Source organism: Paraburkholderia sp. SEWSISQ10-3 4, assembly GCF_030464785.1.
GTDB lineage: Bacteria > Pseudomonadota > Gammaproteobacteria > Burkholderiales > Burkholderiaceae > Paraburkholderia > Paraburkholderia aspalathi.
This window is the reverse complement of record NZ_JALPRI010000034.1, coordinates 55,001-71,146: the sequence shown is the minus strand read 5'-3', so window position 1 is coordinate 71,146 and position 16,146 is coordinate 55,001. Positions and strand designations below refer to the sequence as shown.

The following is a 16,146-nucleotide window of genomic DNA, read 5'->3' as shown; positions in this document are numbered from 1 at the left end:
AGACCACTAACAATTCAAGGAAAGGCCAAAGCCCTAAGAACACAGACAAACAAGCACCGCAGGCAAAAAACCCCAAGAGATGCTCACTTCATTCAAAACCCTTGTAAAAAAATGGCGCGCCTCCCGCGACAGCGGCCACCAGCTAGACGCGCTGCTAGCGATCGCCGACAAGACGGCACGATACCCAGACCGTAGCGAATGGCTAATCGAACTCGCCCACTGGATCCACCGCGGCCGCGCAGTCCACCCCGAACAACCAGGCACCGCCAGCCCCATCCCAGCACACACAAGAATCCGCTACATGCTCAACGTGCTGGACCGCAATCCAGCCTGGAAGAGCAACGTCGCCGGGATCCTCCGCGCACTCCTGCGCGAAAGCGACGGCCTCTCGCTTCTCTGCGATGCAGGCATGCCCGTGCACTCAGGTTTCTTCGGCGCCCTCTTCGAGCGCCTCGAAGCCTCCCTGATCCCGCCCGCACCAAACCGCCGCGACCTGCGAGCAATCGTCACCCTGATGTTCAGCCAGGAACGCGACGCCGAATGGATCGCCAATCTGCCCACCGATCTGCTCACCCGCATCCGCGCGCTCTTCGATTACGAACAGGACGACAGCGAACTACGCGACACCACCCCGTTCTCGCTCGACCTGCTGGCCGCCCTGCACAACCTCACCTGCCAGATCAGCTCGACCGGCCTGTCGCAAACCGTTCGCAGCCGTCTCGGTGAAGTCGACGTCGGCGATGCCGGCGATGTGCGCGTCGCCATGGAAAAGCAGCCGTTCTACCGGCTCACGCGCGCCATGCTCGCTGTCGAAGCAGCCCATCAAGCCGTCCGCGATGGCGCCCCGCAGGAGAAGCTGCTGCATGAGGTCAACTATCTGCGCCTCCTGCTCGACGAATGCCGCAGCGCCACCGACAACGTCTTCGCCCATCTCTATCGCAACGGCGTCAGCGTCGATATCGTGTTCCAGGTCGAACGGATGCGCATGCGTATCGTGCGCGCAGAGCACCTGCTGAACGCCTGGATGGCGCAGGACGATCCGCATGCCGGCGCACGTCTCACCGCCGAACTGGTGAACGCGAATCACGCGAGCCAGAGCGTGGCGCACCTCGTACGCAGCAATTTCTCGTTGCTCGCGCGCAAGGTCGTCGAATACAGCGCCGATACCGGCGAACACTACATCGCCCGCGATCGTGCCGAATACCTGAAGATGCTGCGCATGGCGGCCGGCGGCGGGCTCGTGACCGTCGTCACGGTCTGCGTGAAATTCGCCATCACCGGTGCGCATCTGCAATCGATGTTCGAAGGCTTGCTCGCCGGCATCAACTACGCGGCGAGCTTCCTGCTGATGCACTTCCTGCACTTCTCGCTCGCCACCAAACAACCGGCGATGACCGCACCCACACTCGCCCGCGAGTTGGACGGCGTCGGTACGCCGGCAGGTGTCGACAGCTTCGTGAGTTCGGTGACCGCATTGATGCGCACGCAGGCAGCCGCGGTGCTCGGCAACGTGATGCTGGTGTTTCCGGTGTGCTTCGGCGTGCAATGGGTGTGGCATGCGCTCTTCAACGCCAACATCATTTCGCCCGAGAAGGCCCACGCCACCCTGCACTCGTTCTCGCTGCTGGGACCGACGCCGTTCTACGCCGCGCTGACGGGCGTGCTGCTGTGGTCGTCGAGTTTGCTGTCAGGTTGGGCGGACAACTGGTTCGTCCTGCATCGCGTGGCGGATGCGCTCGCCTACAACCGGCGCCTGCGCATGACGCTCGGCGCGGCCGGCACCGCCCGGCTCGCCGCGTTCTGTCGCTCGAATGTGGCGGGCGTCGTAGGCAATATCACGCTCGGCCTGATGCTCGGGCTCGTGCCGGCAATCCTCACCGCCTTCGCCTTCACTTTCGAGGTGCGTCACGTCACGCTCAGCGCCGGCTCGATCGGCATCGCGCTCGGTGTGCTCGGCAAAGACGCGTTGAAGTTGCCGGAGCTGTGGTGGGCGGTCGCGGGTGTCGGCAGCATGGCGATCCTCAACGTGGCCGTGAGTTTCGCCCTCGCCTTCTACATGGCGGTGAAATCGCGCGACTTGCGGCGCAATGCGGTGCGCTCGCTGCGCGGCGCGATCTGGCAGCGGGTGTTCAGGCATCCGCTGGAGCTGGTATGGCCGGCCAAAGCGGCGCCTCAGAGCAAATAGAGGTCACGTGCAGGGTGGCCGGGAACAGCCCCGCCTGGCCCGCCACCCCGACCGCGTACAATAGCGCCTTATCTAACGCCTTCCGGCAACCTCAATGTCCTTCGATTTCTTCCTTCCCTGTCCGCGCGGCCTTGAAGCCTCGCTCGCCACCGAGCTCGCCGAAATTGCCGCGAAGCACCTGAACGGCGCGCCGTACACGGCCGGCGCGCAAGTGCCCGGCGGCGTGCATTTCCGCGGCGGCTGGGCAGCCGGCATGGCCGCCAACCTGCACTCGCGCCTCGCGAGCCGCGTGCTGCTGAAAATCGCGCATCGGCCGTATCGCAGCGAACAGGATATTTACGCGCTCGCGCTCGAACAGCGCTGGGAACAGTGGTTCTCGGCAAACGAAACGCTGCGCGTGGACGTCACCGCTATCAAGTCGCCGCTGCGCAGCCTCGAATTCACAACGCTGCGTGTCAAGGACGCAATCTGCGACCGTCTGCGCGAAGTCAGCGGCGCGCGGCCGAACATCGACACCGCCGCACCCGACGTGCGCGTGTTCGCATTCCTCACCGCCACCGAATGCACGCTCTACCTCGACACCTCCGGCGATCCGCTCTTCAAGCGCGGCTGGCGGCTGGACAAGGGCGCGGCGCCGCTGCGCGAGAACCTCGCGGCGGGCATCCTGCGTCTGACCGGCTGGACCGCCGGCACGCCGCTGTACGACCCGATGTGCGGCAGCGGCACCTTCCTCGCGGAAGCCGCGCAAGTGGCGCTGAATATCGCGCCGGGTGCGGAACGCCGCTTCGGCTTCGAGAGGCTCAAGCAATTCGACGCCAAGACCTGGCAACCGCTGAAGGCCGCCGCGCTCGACGCCAAGCACGCCGCGCGTACCTCGCACGCCGATCTGCAGATCTTCGGCAGCGATATTTCCGGCGACATGCTCGACAAGGCGCGTGCGAATTTCCAGCGCGCCGGTCTGCCGTCGATTCCGCTCAAGCAGGTCGACGCGCGCGGCATGACGGCGCCGTCGACTGAGCCTGGCATCCTCGTTGCGAATCCGCCGTATGGCGAGCGGATCGAAGTGCGTGGCCGCAACGCACGCGGTGAAATCCGCGAAGGCCGCGCCACGCGCGAAGGCCGTGACGACGACAGTTTCCATCGCGCCCAGGAAGAAGCACCGGACAGCGAGTTCTTCCAGTCGCTCGGCGATGCGCTGAAGCAGCGCTTCACTGGCTGGCATGCGTTCATCCTGACGTCGGATCGCAAACTGCCGGGCCAAATGCGTCTGCGTGAATCGACCAAGACGCCGCTCTTCAACGGCGCGCTCGAATGCCGGCTGTTCCGCTTCGATCTGATCGCGGGCAGCGTTCGCCAGCGCCCGCAGAACAACGACACGCCGGCAGCGTAAGCCTGAGCAGAGCAGCATCGAAAAAACCGCGGATCCTGGTCCGCGGTTTTTTTTCGCCGGTGCCTCGGCGATCGGCCCTCCGGTCCGCTCATCGTCCGCCATATTCTGTTGCCACGCCCGTTCCCTACTGACACTACGCTGTCAGTAGCCCCCACGCACACTCCTTCTCACGCCATCCGGCGCTTTGCACGGCTTACCGCCATCCCCAGGAGAGTGTCATGTCCGCATCATCCAAAGTTGTTGCATGGTTTGAGATTCCGTCCGTCGATTTCGAGCGCGCTGTGCGCTTTTACGAAGCCGGGCTCGACGTCAAACTGAATCGTCAGGAAGTCGGCGGCCAGCCGATCGCCATCTTCGGCTACGAGGAACCGGCTACCGGCGGCGCGATCATCCATAGCCCGTCGATGACGCCCTCCGACGACGGCGTGCTCGTCTATCTGAACGCCCAGCCGACCGTCGACGCCACCCTCGCCCGCATCGAAAAGGCCGGCGGCAAGACCGATGGTCCGGTGATCAAGCTGCCGCAGGACATCGGCTACATCGCGTTCTTCACCGACACGGAGGGCAACCGCCTCGGCCTGCATTCGCTGACCAACGGCTAATAGCCAACGCGGCGCACAAGCGCGGCGGCCAGCAGGCGCCGCGCAGAACGCCGACCGGAGCGCGGCATGCGGCGCTATCATCGCGGGACTGTTCCTGTCCTTTTCTACAAGACGCCCACGATGACGCGCCGCGCCGACCGTCTGTTCCAGATCGCCGAACTGTTGCGCGGACGGCGTCTGACCACCGCGCAACAACTCGCCGACTGGCTGCATATCTCACTGCGCACGGTCTATCGCGACGTGCGTGATCTGCAACTGTCAGGCGTGCCAATCGAAGGCGAAGCGGGCATCGGCTACCGGTTGAGCCGCGCGGCGAGCCTGCCGCCACTCACCTTCACCGTCGATGAACTGGCCGCGCTAGCAGCAGGCGCACGGATGCTCGAATCGTGGGGCGGTGCCGGCTTCGCGAGCGGCGCGCGCGGGGCGTTGGCGAAGATTGCCTCGGCCATGCCCGCCGACAAGCGCGCAACGATCGAACGTCTGGCGATCTTCGCGCCGTCGTTTCATATCAAGGCGGAGTTTTCAGCGAAGGTGGACGTGCTGCATCGGGCGATCGATGCCCGGCACGTTGTGAGCTTTGCCTATACCGACGCGAATAGCGCAGAAACCGAGCGGCGCGTGTGGCCGCTGTCGCTAGCTTATTGGGGCGCGCGCTGGACGCTCGGCGCGTGGTGCGAATTGCGCAGTGACTTTCGCAATTTCGGGTTGGAGAGGATCCGGGATCTTGCGGTACTCGAAACGTATCCGGATCAGGAAGGACGACGCCTGGCGGATTGGCTGCGGCATGTGAATGCGAAGCCGCGGTGAAGACGTAGATGCAGTTCGCGGCCCGCCGCGAGGCAGGCCGCCTGGCACAGTGGCGCGTTATTCCACCGCCTTCACCATGTCCTCAATCACCTTCTTCGCATCGCCGAACACCATCATCGTCTTGTCCATGTAGAACAGGTCGTTGTCGAGGCCGGCGTAACCCGCTGCCATTGACCGCTTGTTCACGATGACGGTACGCGCCTTGTACGCCTCGATGATCGGCATGCCCGCGATCGGCGACTTCGGATCGTTCTTCGCGGCCGGGTTCACCACGTCGTTCGCACCGAGCACCAGCACCACGTCGACCTGACCGAACTCGCCGTTGATATCGTCCATTTCGTAGACCATGTCGTACGGCACTTCGGCTTCGGCAAGTAGCACGTTCATGTGTCCCGGCATCCGCCCGGCCACCGGGTGAATCGCGTACTTCACCTCGATGCCCTTCTCCACCAGCTTGTCGGTCAGCTCCTTCAGTGCATGCTGGGCACGCGCCACCGCAAGACCATAACCCGGCACGATCACCACGGTTTCAGCATTGCCGAGCATGAACGAAGCATCATCAGCCGAACCGGATTTCACCGGGCGCTGCTCCGCCGACCCACCCGCTGCTGCCGCTCCCGCCTCGTTGCCGAAGCCACCGAGAATCACGTTGAAGAACGAGCGGTTCATCGCTCGGCACATGATGTACGACAGGATCGCACCCGACGAACCCACCAGCGAGCCTGCGATGATCAGCATCGGATTGTTCAGCGAGAAGCCGATGCCCGCCGCCGCCCAGCCCGAGTACGAGTTCAGCATCGACACGACCACCGGCATATCCGCGCCGCCGATCGGAATGATGATCAGCACGCCGAGCACGAAGGCGATGATCGTCATGATGATGAACGGCAGCCAGGATTGCGTGAGGAAGAAGATCACGCCGAAGCCGAGCATCGCGATCGCGAGCAGCAGGTTGATCAGATGCTGCCCTGCATAGACGACCGGTGCGCCTTGGAACAGTCGGAACTTGTACTTGCCCGACAGCTTGCCGAACGCGATCACCGATCCGGAGAACGTGATCGCGCCGACGAATGTGCCGATGAACAGCTCGACGCGATTGCCGTATGGCAGGAAGCCCGGAATCGGATTGTCCGGATCGACCAGACCGAAGGCCGACGGCTCCGACACCACCGCATACGCAATACACACGGCCGCAAGACCGATCAGCGAGTGCATCGCTGCGACCAGTTCCGGCATCTTGGTCATCTCGACGCGCGCGGCGACAAACGCGCCGATCGCACCGCCGATCACCAGCGCGACTAGCAGCAGGCCGAGCCCCAGCCCGAGATTCGAACCGAGCGCATTCGCCTGTTTAACGATCAGCGCGATAGTGGTGAGGATCGCAATCGCCATCCCGACCATGCCGAAGGTATTGCCGGTGCGCGCCGTCTTCGGATTCGACAGCCCCTTGAGCGCCTGGATGAAACAGACCGACGCAACCAGATAAAGCAGCGTGACGACGTTCAGACTCATTACGCGTTCTCCTTGGCCGTCTTGTCAGCGATCAGCTTCTTCGGCTCTTTCTTCCTGAACATCTCCAGCATTCGCCTTGTCACCAGGAATCCGCCGAACACGTTTACCGCCGCAAGCGCGACTGCGAGCGTGCCGAAGAACTTGCCGGTGTCGCCCACGGTGAGGCCTGCCGCGAGCATCGCGCCGACGATCACGATCGCCGAAATCGCGTTGGTCACGGCCATCAGCGGCGTGTGCAGCGCGGGCGTGACGTTCCAGACGACGTGGTAGCCGACGTAGATCGCCAGCACGAAGATGATCAGGTTAATAACGGTGTGGTTGATGACTTCCATCGCCGTTCTCCTATGCCTTGCGCGTGACTTCGCCGTCACGGGCCAGCAGCGTGGCCGCGACGATGTCGTCTGCGAGATCGATGTTCAGGGCGCCTTCCTTGGTGATGATCAGCTTCAGGAAGTCGAGCAGGTTGCGTGCGTAGAGCGACGACGCGTCGGCGGGGACCATCGAGGCCAGATTCGTATAGCCGACGATCTGCACGCCATGTTTCAGGACGACCTGATCCGCCTCGGTCAGCGGGCAGTTGCCACCACGACGGCCTTCGTACTCGGCGCCGCGTCCTGCCGCGAGGTCCACCAGCACGGAGCCGGGTTTCATCGCCTGCACGGTTTCTACCGAGATCAGCGTCGGTGCGGCGCGGCCTGGGATCAGGGCGGTCGAGATCACGACGTCAGCCTGTTTGGCCCGTTCGTGAACCAGTGCAGACTGACGCGCAAGCCACGAAGGCGGCATCGGCCGCGCGTAGCCGCCGACGCCCTGCGCGGCTTCACGCTCCTCATCGGTTTCGTAAGGGACATCAAGGAATTTGGCGCCGAGCGATTCGATCTGCTCTTTCACCGCCGGACGCACGTCCGAGGCTTCGATCACAGCGCCCAGGCGCTTGGCGGTCGCGATGGCCTGCAAGCCCGCCACACCCACGCCGAGAATCAGCACACGGGCCGCTTTCACGGTCCCGGCTGCCGTCATCAACATCGGCATGAAGCGCGGATAAAGCGTGGCCGCCAGCAGCACCGCCTTGTACCCGGCGATGTTCGCCTGCGACGACAGCACGTCGAGGCTCTGCGCGCGGGTGGTTCTTGGCGCGGCTTCGAGCGCGAACGCGGTCACGCCCGCGGCCGCCAGCTTTAATGAGTTTTCGGTATTAAACGGATCGAGCATGCCGACCAGCGTCGCGCCGCGCTTCAGAAGCGGCAACTCGGCATCGGTCGGCGACTGGACCTTGAGGACCAGATCAGCCCCAAAGGCAGTAGCCGCATCGACGATTTCCGCGCCGGCGGCTGTAAAAGCTTCGTCAGGAAAGCTTGCGCCGGTACCGGCGCCGCTCTGGATCGTGACCCGGTGGCCCTGGGTCACATACTTCTTGACCGCTTCGGGCGTCGCGGCGACGCGGGTTTCGTGCGCGCGCGTCTCGGCTGGCACTCCGATGTGCATCTTTTCTCCTCCTCGACTTCCTGTTTTACGACAGAGCTGCCGACGAGGCACGCCGGCTTGCAAGTGCAACGGCTAACGGCGTCACTTTAACCGAAACCTGGGGGTGCGCAGAAATCGGGGACAATCCGGGGGTGCCCGGCGACCGAGGTGGCTCGCCGGCTGCGGCTGGGCGGCGCTCGCAGCCGTCCGCTCGCTTCCGGGCAGCCCAGGCCCATAAACGGTAAAATGCGCACCCATGAAACCGGAAACCTGGCTGCCGCACGTCACCGTTGCGGCCATCGTCGAGCGTGACGGGCGTTTTCTCGTGGTCGAGGAACATACCGCCGACGGCCTGCGCCTGAATCAGCCCGCCGGCCATCTGGAAGCGGGCGAAACGCTTCTGGAAGCGGTCATCCGCGAAACGCTCGAGGAAACCGCGCATCCGTTCACGCCCGAGGCGCTGGTCGGCATGTATATGACGCATTTCGAGCGGCCCGGCAGTGAGGGCGTGACGTATCTGCGCTTCACCTATTGCGGCACGAGCGACGCAGCGGATACCAAGCGCGCGCTCGATCCCGACATTGTCCGCACGCTGTGGATGAGCGCTGATGAATTGCGCGCCTGCCCCGAACGGCATCGCACGCCGCTTGTCATGCAATGTCTCGACGATTACCTCGCGGGACGGCGTTTCCCGCTCGACTTCGTGCACACGCATTCGGTCGGGCGCAAACAGGCGTAAATGGACGTACGCAACCCGCACAAACGAAACGGGCCTGATCCGTCACAAGCGGCGAGGCAAACGACAGGGCAACACGGTCAACCCACGATCAACGAAGTCACGCAGCACCCAGTGAGCACCTTATGAGCAAGCAGAAAGTCGTAGTAGGCATGTCGGGCGGCGTCGATTCGTCGGTTACCGCGTGGCTGCTGAAGGAACAGGGCTACGACGTGGTCGGCCTGTTCATGAAAAACTGGGAAGACGATGACGACAGCGAGTACTGCTCGACGCGGCAGGACTGGATCGACGTCGTCTCGGTGGCGGACCTGATCGGCATCGACGTCGAAGCAGTCAACTTCGCTGCCGAATACAAAGACCGCGTGTTCGCCGAATTCCTGCGCGAATATTCGGCCGGCCGCACGCCAAATCCGGACGTGCTGTGCAACGCCGAAATCAAGTTCAAGGCCTTCCTCGATCACGCCATGTCGCTCGGCGCGGAAACCATCGCGACCGGCCACTATGCTCGCGTGCGCGAGAACAACGGCCGCTTCGAACTGCTGAAGGCCTTCGATCATACGAAAGACCAGTCTTACTTCCTGCATCGGCTGAATCAGGCGCAATTGTCGAAAACGCTGTTTCCGTTGGGCGAGATTCCGAAAACCAAAGTCCGCGAGATCGCCGAACAGATCGCGCTGCCGAATGCGAAGAAGAAAGATTCGACCGGCATCTGCTTCATCGGCGAACGGCCGTTTCGCGACTTCCTGAACCGCTATCTGCCGACCAAACCCGGTCCGATGAAAACTACCGACGGCAAAGTGGTCGGCGAACACATCGGCCTCGCCTTCTACACCTTCGGGCAACGCAAGGGCATCGGGCTCGGCGGCAGCAAGGAAGGCAGCGGCGAGCCGTGGTTCGTCGCCGGGAAGGATATTGCGTCGAACACGCTGTATGTCGCGCAGGGCCATGACCATCCGTGGCTGCTGAGCCATACGCTCTCCGCGGGCAATACGAGCTGGGTCGGGGGCGAGCCGCCGGCCGACGGTTTCGCGTGCGGCGCGAAAACCCGTTACCGGCAAGCGGACGCACCGTGCTCCTTCAGCGCGGCAGGTGCGGGCGAAGGCCTTTTCGAGCTGAATTTCGAAGCCGCGCAATGGGCTGTCACACCGGGGCAATCTGCGGTGCTCTACGATGGCGACGTGTGTCTCGGCGGCGGCATCATCGAACACGCGGTGACCGGGCAGCCAACGGCGCGCCGGCCGCAACAGGCAGCGTTGCTCACCGCCCGTTGAACCATGAGTTCGATCGTGCGGCAACGCCTTGGCGCAGCCGCACGCGCTTTACCTGCATGCCTCATCTTCAAGCTTCAGACTTCACGCTTCACCGATGCGCTTCACCTTCGAGCCGCAGCTAGTTTCACCATAACAAACAGGTGTTCGTTCCCCTCGCGGCAGACTCCGTTTGCGCCGACAGCGTTGACGATCCCTCCGCGACGATCCTCACTGCACTGGAGTCCCCATGTTTTCTCGACGTTATCTGGCGATGTGGTGCGCAGTCGTGCTGTTCGCCATCTGCGCCCTGTTTGCCGCGACGAATCACATTTCGTGGTTCTGGATCATCGTGCCGGTGGCGCTCGTCGCACTCGGTCTGTTCGATCTGACGCAGCAGCATCACGCAATTCTGCGTAACTATCCGCTGTGGGGCCACTTCCGTTTCCTGTTCGAATTCATCCGCCCGGAAATCCGCCAGTATTTCGTCGAGGACGACACCGACGAGAAACCGTTCTCGCGCGCACAGCGCAGCATCGTCTATCAGCGCGCGAAGAACGACGTGGACAGCCGCCCGTACGGCACCGAGCTCGACGTCAAAGCCGTCGCGCACGAATGGATCAGCCACTCGCTCGCGCCGACCACGCTCGACAACCACGACTTTCGTATCGTCGTCGGCCCGGACCGCGCACAGCCCTACTCGATGTCGATCTTCAACGTCTCCGCGATGAGCTTCGGCTCGCTGTCGGCGAACGCGATCATGGCGCTGAACCTCGGCGCGAAGAAAGGCAACTTCGCGCACGACACCGGCGAAGGTTCGATGTCGAAATACCACCGCGAGCATGGCGGCGACATCATCTGGGAAATCGCCTCGGGCTACTTCGGCTGCCGTAACGACGACGGTACCTTCAGCGCGGAGAAGTTCGCGAAGCAGGCTGCCGAGCCGCAAGTGAAAATGATCGAGGTGAAGCTCTCGCAAGGCGCGAAGCCCGGTCACGGCGGCGTGCTGCCGGCCGCGAAAATCACGCCCGAGATTGCGGAAACGCGCGGCGTGCCGATGGGCCGCGATTGCATCTCGCCCGCCACCCATTCCGAATTTTCGTCGCCGCGCGGCCTGCTCGAATTCGTCGACCGCTTGCGCACGCTGTCCGGTGGCAAGCCGACCGGGTTCAAGCTGTGCATCGGGCATCCGTGGGAATTCTTCGGCATTGCGAAGGCGATGCTGGAGACCGGGATTCTGCCGGACTTTATCGTGGTCGACGGTGCGGAAGGCGGCACGGGCGCAGCGCCACTGGAGTTCACGGATCACGTCGGCGTGCCGTTGCAGGAAGGCTTGCTGCTGGTGCACAACACGCTGGTCGGCATCGGCTTGCGTCAGCGCATCCGCATCGGCGCGAGCGGCAAGATGATTACCGCATTCGATATCACGAAGACGCTGGCGATCGGCGCGGATTGGGTCAACGCGGCGCGTGGCTTCATGTTCGCGGTCGGCTGCATTCAGGCCCAGACCTGCCACACCGGCCGCTGCCCGACGGGCGTCGCGACGCAGGATCCGGTGCGTCAGCGTGCTTTGGTGGTGCCGGACAAGGCCGACCGTGTCTTCAACTTCCATCACAACACGCTGCATGCGCTGAAGGAAATCATTCAGGCGGCGGGGCTCAAGCACCCGGCGGAACTGCGCGCGCATCACATCGTGCGGCGCGTGTCGTCGCATGAAGTGCGGTTGATGTCCGATCTATTGAAGTATCTCGATCCGAACGATCTGCTGAACGGCAACTATCGCTATACGTTGTACGAGAAATATTGGCCGATGGCGCAAAGCGATTCGTTTGCGCCGAAAGTTGAACTGGCTGCGACGTAAGGCTTTGTGACGGCGATTGGCTTGTGAACCGGTCGCCGCCTAAGTCTTAGATTTTGCAGACGGGTTCTTGCAGAAAGATAAGAATCCTTAAGAGCTCGTCTCATATACAAGGACAGCGGCGAACCGTACATTTGCGTGATCTTTTTCCCGCTCAATGTCCATGGTTACGCCCTCTCCTGCTTTGGTGCCGCTTGGCGCTCATACGCAACTCGTCCAGACCCGTCATGGCTGGATGCTCGCCAATCCGAACGACTTCTATCTCGGCCGCGCGCTCATCGAATACGGTGAATGCGGCGAACTCGAATCCGCCGTATTGCGGCAGCTGCTGGTGCAGCCGGGCATCGTTGTTGAAGTCGGCGCGAATATCGGCGTGCACACAATCATGCTGGCGCGTGAGGCGCAGGCGCGTCGCCAGGTGCTCGTCGCGTTCGAACCTCAGCCGGTGATCTTTCAGAACCTCTGTGCGAATCTCGCGGCCAACAGCATGCGGAATGTGCTCGCGTGGCCGTATGCGTGTGGGGCCACAGCCGGCACGCTGTATTTCGCGCAGCCGGACTACGATGCGCTGGGCAACTTTGGTGGCGTGTCGATGCAGACCGAGGCCGCGGCGAACACGCTCCCGGTTCCGTGCGTGCGGCTGGACGATGCGCTGCGCTCACATACCGTGGGGCTGCTGAAGCTCGACGTGGAAGGGTTCGAGTTGAACGCGTTGGTAGGGGCGGAGGAAACCATCGCCCGCTCGCGGCCGGTGATATACGTGGAGAACGACCGGCTCGATCGGTCGCAGGCGTTGATCGAGTGGTTGTGGTCGAAGGAATACCGGTTGTGGTGGCACTTGCCGCTTTTGTTCAATCCGGGCAATTTCTTTGGGCGCTCGGAGAATATCTACGGCCGCGTGGTGTCGTGCAACATGCTCGCGCTGCCGCGGGAACTGGAGATGGAGATCGACGGGTTTGTCGAAGTGACGGATTCCGCCACGCATGCGTTGATGAGTTTGAGCAGCTAGCGGACGGGACACGTCCCGACAAAACGAACGACAATCGGCCGCCTGCAGCGGCCTTTTTCCGTTTGAAGAACACTTCAATCCCCGTCCGACCCCGCAAAACGGACACCCCCCTCCCTTTCCGTTAAAATCTACGGTTTAGCACTTCGCTCCACGGCCAGCTCGCGCGCTCCGGCGTTTGCGGCGCGGCCCTATGCCCGAAAGGCACTTCATGCTCACGTTTCAGCAAATCATCCTGACACTGCAGTCCTACTGGGACAAGCAGGGTTGCGCGTTGCTCCAGCCGATCGACATGGAAGTCGGCGCGGGCACGTCCCACGTCCATACTTTCCTGCGCGCAATCGGTCCGGAACCGTGGCGAGCCGCCTACGTACAGCCGTCGCGCCGCCCGAAAGACGGCCGCTACGGCGAGAACCCGAACCGTCTGCAGCATTACTACCAGTACCAGGTCGTGCTGAAGCCGGCGCCGGAAAACATCCTCGACCTGTACCTCGGCTCGCTCGAAGCGCTCGGCTTCGATCTGAAGCAGAACGACGTGCGCTTCGTCGAAGACGACTGGGAAAACCCCACGCTTGGCGCCTGGGGTCTCGGCTGGGAAGTGTGGCTGAACGGCATGGAAGTGACCCAGTTCACCTACTTCCAGCAAGTCGGCGGCCTGGATTGCAAGCCGGTGCTGGGCGAAATCACCTATGGTCTCGAACGTCTCGCGATGTACCTTCAGAAGGTCGAGAACGTCTACGATCTCGTCTGGACCGAGTGGGAAGAGCAAGGCCCGAACGGCCCGGAACTTCGCCGCCTGACTTACGGCGACGTGTACCACCAGAACGAAGTCGAACAGTCGACCTACAACTTCGAGCACGCGAACGTCGATCTGCTGTTCACGTTCTTCAACAGTTACGAAGCAGAAGCCAAGCGCATGATCGACGCGCAGATCGCGCTGCCCGCTTATGAACTGGTGCTGAAGGCCGGCCACACGTTCAACCTGCTGGACGCCCGCGGCGCGATCTCCGTCACGGAACGCGCGGCCTACATCGGCCGGATTCGCGCGCTGTCGCGTCTGGTTGCACAGGCTTACTACGACTCGCGCGAAAAGCTCGGTTTCCCGATGCTCGGCAATCCGGTGCACGGCGTGCCCGGCCTGACCACCGACGCACAGGATGCCGCGATGCCCGCGTGGGCGCCGCCGCTGAAAATCGAACGCAAGATCGATCCGGACTGACGAGAACACCAAGAAATGACTCAACCCCATCAAGCTACCCTGCTCGTCGAACTGCTGACCGAAGAACTGCCGCCGAAAGCGCTCGCGCGTCTCGGCGACGCGTTCGCCGAAGGCATTGCGCAGCGCCTCGCGGCGCGCGACCTGGTCGAAGGCGAACTGTCGTTCGAACGTTACGCCACGCCGCGCCGCCTCGCCGTCACGATCAAGAACGTGCGTTCGGTCGCGCCGGAAAAACACGTGCGCGAAAAAGTGCTGCCGGTTTCCGTCGCGCTGGATAAAGACGGCCAGCCCACCGCGCCGCTCGCGAAGAAACTGGCTGCGCTCGGCTTCCCCGATTTTTCGGTGAACGACCTGGAGCGCGCGCAGGACGGCAAGGCCGAAGCCTTCTTCCTGCGCTACGCCGCGCCGGGCGCTACGCTCGCCGAAGGCCTGCAAGCCGCGCTCGACGAAACGCTCGCCAAACTGCCGATCCCGAAGGTGATGACGTATCAGCGCCCGGACGGCACCAATGTGCAGTTCGTGCGTCCTGTCCACCGTCTGACCACCTTGCACGGCGAACAGGTCGTGCCGGTCACGGCACTGGGCGTCGATGCAGACGACACCACACTCGGCCACCGCTTCCTGTCCGAAGGCCTCGTGCAGATCCAGCACGCGGATTCTTACGCCGACACGCTGATGCACAAGGGCCGTGTGGTCGCGAATTTCGCCGACCGCAAGGAAACCATCCGCACGCATCTGCTCGCGCAAGCTGACGGCGATCAGGTCGTGATGCCCGAATCGCTGCTGGATGAAGTGAACTCGCTGGTCGAATGGCCGGTGGTCTACGCCTGCCGTTTCGAGGACGAATTCCTGCAGGTGCCGCAGGAATGCCTGATCCTGACGATGCAGACAAACCAGAAATACTTCGCGTTGACGGATGCGAACGGCAAGCTGCGCTCGCGCTTCCTGATCGTGTCGAACATCGAAACGAAAACGCCTGGCGATATCGTCGAAGGCAACGAACGCGTGGTGCGTCCGCGTCTGGCCGATGCCAAGTTCTTCTTCGAGCAGGACAAGAAGAAGCCGCTCGCCGAGCGCGTGCCGCTGCTCGCGAACGTCGTGTATCACAACAAGCTGGGTTCAGCGCTGCAACGCGTCGAGCGCGTCGAGGCGCTAGCGGGTGCAATTGCCACTCTGATCGGCGCCGATGTCGCGCTCGCCAAGCGCGCTGCGCGTCTGGCCAAGGCCGACCTGATCACCGACATGGTCGGCGAATTCCCCGAGCTGCAAGGCACGATGGGCACGTACTACGCCCGCCACGACGGCGAGCCGGAAGAAGTCGCGCTGGCATGCTCGGAACATTATCAGCCGCGCTTCTCCGGCGATGCGTTGCCGGCCACGGCAACCGGCACCGTCGTCGCGCTCGCCGACAAGCTCGAAACGCTGGTCGGCATCTGGGGCATCGGCCTGCAACCCACCGGTGAGAAAGACCCGTTCGCGCTGCGCCGTCATGCGCTCGGCGTGCTGCGGATTCTGGTCGAGAAGCAATTGCCGGTCGATCTGATCGAATTGCTGCGCACCGCTTACGCGCAATTCGCCGCCGTACCGGGCGTCGCCGATTCGACGCAGGCGATCTACGAATTCAGCATGGACCGCCTGCGCGGTCTGCTGCGCGAACGCGGCTACGCGCCGGGCGAAATCGACGCAGTGCTGGCACTGAACCCGACGCGCCTCGACGATATCGTTGCGCGCCTGGATGCAGTGCGCGAATTCGCGGCGCTGCCGGAAGCCGCATCGCTCGCAGCGGCCAACAAGCGGATTTCGAACATTTTGAAGAAATCGGAAGGTTCGGCAACCGGCGGTGTGCAGGTTGCACTGCTGACCGAAGCGGCCGAAAAAGCCTTGTACGCGCAACTCGAACAGGTTGCACCGCGCGTGCAGACGCAACTCGCCGCGCGCGACTACACGGGCGCACTCACCGCGCTCGCCGAATTGCGCGAACCGGTCGACACGTTCTTCAACGACGTGATGGTCAACGCCGAAGATCCGGCGTTGCGCGCCAACCGTCTGGCCTTGCTCGGCGCACTGCATCAGCAGATGAATTGCGTCGCCGACATTTCCCGACTCGCCGCCTGAGCCCC

The 16,146-nt window shown here is 63.1% G+C and carries 13 protein-coding genes; 10 read left to right on the top strand and 3 right to left on the bottom strand.

Annotated features, from left to right (window positions below; genetic code table 11):
• Window positions 1-79: 79 nt before the first annotated feature.
• From M0D68_RS35055 to M0D68_RS35040, 4 genes are all read left to right on the top strand, one after another.
• Window positions 80-2,185 carry a site-specific recombinase gene (locus tag M0D68_RS35055; protein WP_266226754.1) on the top strand — a complete coding sequence of 702 codons (2,106 nt, stop codon included), beginning with the start codon at window positions 80-82 and terminating at the stop codon, window positions 2,183-2,185.
• Window positions 2,186-2,279: 94 nt separating this feature from the next.
• Window positions 2,280-3,575 (top strand): class I SAM-dependent RNA methyltransferase, encoded by a 1,296-nt coding sequence (locus tag M0D68_RS35050; RefSeq protein WP_266226753.1) that lies wholly within the window; start codon window positions 2,280-2,282, stop codon window positions 3,573-3,575.
• Window positions 3,576-3,793: 218 nt separating this feature from the next.
• Entirely contained in the window at window positions 3,794-4,177 is a 384-nt protein-coding gene (locus tag M0D68_RS35045) for a VOC family protein (RefSeq protein ID WP_093644591.1), read from the top strand.
• A 66-nt stretch (window positions 4,178-4,243) separates the two neighbouring features.
• Window positions 4,244-4,984: a YafY family protein gene (locus M0D68_RS35040; RefSeq protein ID WP_200651187.1), complete on the top strand. Its 741-nt coding sequence runs from the start codon at window positions 4,244-4,246 to the stop codon at window positions 4,982-4,984.
• A 57-nt stretch (window positions 4,985-5,041) separates the two neighbouring features.
• Here M0D68_RS35040 and M0D68_RS35035 read toward each other — a convergent pair whose 3' ends face one another.
• Genes M0D68_RS35035 through M0D68_RS35025 form a run of 3 tightly spaced genes read right to left on the bottom strand, consistent with a single transcriptional unit; the run spans window position 5,042 to window position 7,981 of the window.
• Entirely contained in the window at window positions 5,042-6,496 is a 1,455-nt protein-coding gene (locus M0D68_RS35035) for an NAD(P)(+) transhydrogenase (Re/Si-specific) subunit beta (RefSeq protein ID WP_175052100.1), read from the bottom strand.
• A complete protein-coding gene (locus M0D68_RS35030) occupies window positions 6,496-6,828 on the bottom strand; it encodes an NAD(P) transhydrogenase subunit alpha (RefSeq protein ID WP_028198874.1) in 333 nt (110 codons plus the stop codon). Before M0D68_RS35030 ends, M0D68_RS35035 begins: the two co-directional genes overlap by 1 nt.
• Window positions 6,829-6,838: 10 nt before the next feature.
• Complete coding sequence (locus tag M0D68_RS35025; RefSeq protein WP_266226752.1) at window positions 6,839-7,981, bottom strand: Re/Si-specific NAD(P)(+) transhydrogenase subunit alpha; 1,143 nt, start codon at window positions 7,979-7,981, stop codon at window positions 6,839-6,841.
• Window positions 7,982-8,216: 235 nt separating this feature from the next.
• On the opposite strand from M0D68_RS35025, the gene M0D68_RS35020 reads away from it, so the two are divergent.
• The 6 genes from M0D68_RS35020 (at window position 8,217) to glyS (ending at window position 16,141) form a co-directional block, all read left to right on the top strand.
• Complete coding sequence (locus M0D68_RS35020) at window positions 8,217-8,699, top strand: NUDIX hydrolase (protein ID WP_266226751.1); 483 nt, start codon at window positions 8,217-8,219, stop codon at window positions 8,697-8,699.
• A gap of 122 nt (window positions 8,700-8,821) precedes the next feature.
• Entirely contained in the window at window positions 8,822-9,967 is a 1,146-nt protein-coding gene (mnmA, locus tag M0D68_RS35015) for a tRNA 2-thiouridine(34) synthase MnmA (protein ID WP_266226750.1), read from the top strand.
• 226 nt (window positions 9,968-10,193) lie between these two features.
• Complete coding sequence (locus M0D68_RS35010) at window positions 10,194-11,804, top strand: FMN-binding glutamate synthase family protein (protein ID WP_093646557.1); 1,611 nt, start codon at window positions 10,194-10,196, stop codon at window positions 11,802-11,804.
• 160 nt (window positions 11,805-11,964) lie between these two features.
• Window positions 11,965-12,810: an FkbM family methyltransferase gene (locus M0D68_RS35005; protein WP_266226748.1), complete on the top strand. Its 846-nt coding sequence runs from the start codon at window positions 11,965-11,967 to the stop codon at window positions 12,808-12,810.
• Between the two features lie 208 nt (window positions 12,811-13,018).
• Window positions 13,019-14,026, top strand: coding sequence for a glycine--tRNA ligase subunit alpha (glyQ, locus tag M0D68_RS35000; protein ID WP_093646553.1), 1,008 nt, complete (start codon window positions 13,019-13,021; stop codon window positions 14,024-14,026).
• Between the two features lie 15 nt (window positions 14,027-14,041).
• Window positions 14,042-16,141 carry a glycine--tRNA ligase subunit beta gene (glyS, locus tag M0D68_RS34995; protein ID WP_266226747.1) on the top strand — a complete coding sequence of 700 codons (2,100 nt, stop codon included), beginning with the start codon at window positions 14,042-14,044 and terminating at the stop codon, window positions 16,139-16,141.
• Window positions 16,142-16,146 lie beyond the last annotated feature (5 nt).

Excerpts from the sequence above, each read along its gene's own strand:
- glyQ (WP_093646553.1), top strand. The coding sequence starts at position 13,019 with ATGCTCACGTTTCAGCAAATCATCCTGACACTGCAGTCCTACTGGGAC.
- M0D68_RS35035 (WP_175052100.1), bottom strand. The coding sequence starts at position 6,496 with ATGAGTCTGAACGTCGTCACGCTGCTTTATCTGGTTGCGTCGGTCTGT.
- M0D68_RS35030 (WP_028198874.1), bottom strand. The coding sequence starts at position 6,828 with ATGGAAGTCATCAACCACACCGTTATTAACCTGATCATCTTCGTGCTG.
- M0D68_RS35055 (WP_266226754.1), top strand. The coding sequence starts at position 80 with ATGCTCACTTCATTCAAAACCCTTGTAAAAAAATGGCGCGCCTCCCGC.
- mnmA (WP_266226750.1), top strand. The coding sequence starts at position 8,822 with ATGAGCAAGCAGAAAGTCGTAGTAGGCATGTCGGGCGGCGTCGATTCG.
- M0D68_RS35040 (WP_200651187.1), top strand. The coding sequence starts at position 4,244 with ATGCGGCGCTATCATCGCGGGACTGTTCCTGTCCTTTTCTACAAGACG.
- M0D68_RS35005 (WP_266226748.1), top strand. The coding sequence starts at position 11,965 with ATGGTTACGCCCTCTCCTGCTTTGGTGCCGCTTGGCGCTCATACGCAA.
- M0D68_RS35045 (WP_093644591.1), top strand. The coding sequence starts at position 3,794 with ATGTCCGCATCATCCAAAGTTGTTGCATGGTTTGAGATTCCGTCCGTC.
- glyS (WP_266226747.1), top strand. The coding sequence starts at position 14,042 with ATGACTCAACCCCATCAAGCTACCCTGCTCGTCGAACTGCTGACCGAA.
- M0D68_RS35050 (WP_266226753.1), top strand. The coding sequence starts at position 2,280 with ATGTCCTTCGATTTCTTCCTTCCCTGTCCGCGCGGCCTTGAAGCCTCG.
- M0D68_RS35025 (WP_266226752.1), bottom strand. The coding sequence starts at position 7,981 with ATGCACATCGGAGTGCCAGCCGAGACGCGCGCGCACGAAACCCGCGTC.
- M0D68_RS35020 (WP_266226751.1), top strand. The coding sequence starts at position 8,217 with ATGAAACCGGAAACCTGGCTGCCGCACGTCACCGTTGCGGCCATCGTC.
- M0D68_RS35010 (WP_093646557.1), top strand. The coding sequence starts at position 10,194 with ATGTTTTCTCGACGTTATCTGGCGATGTGGTGCGCAGTCGTGCTGTTC.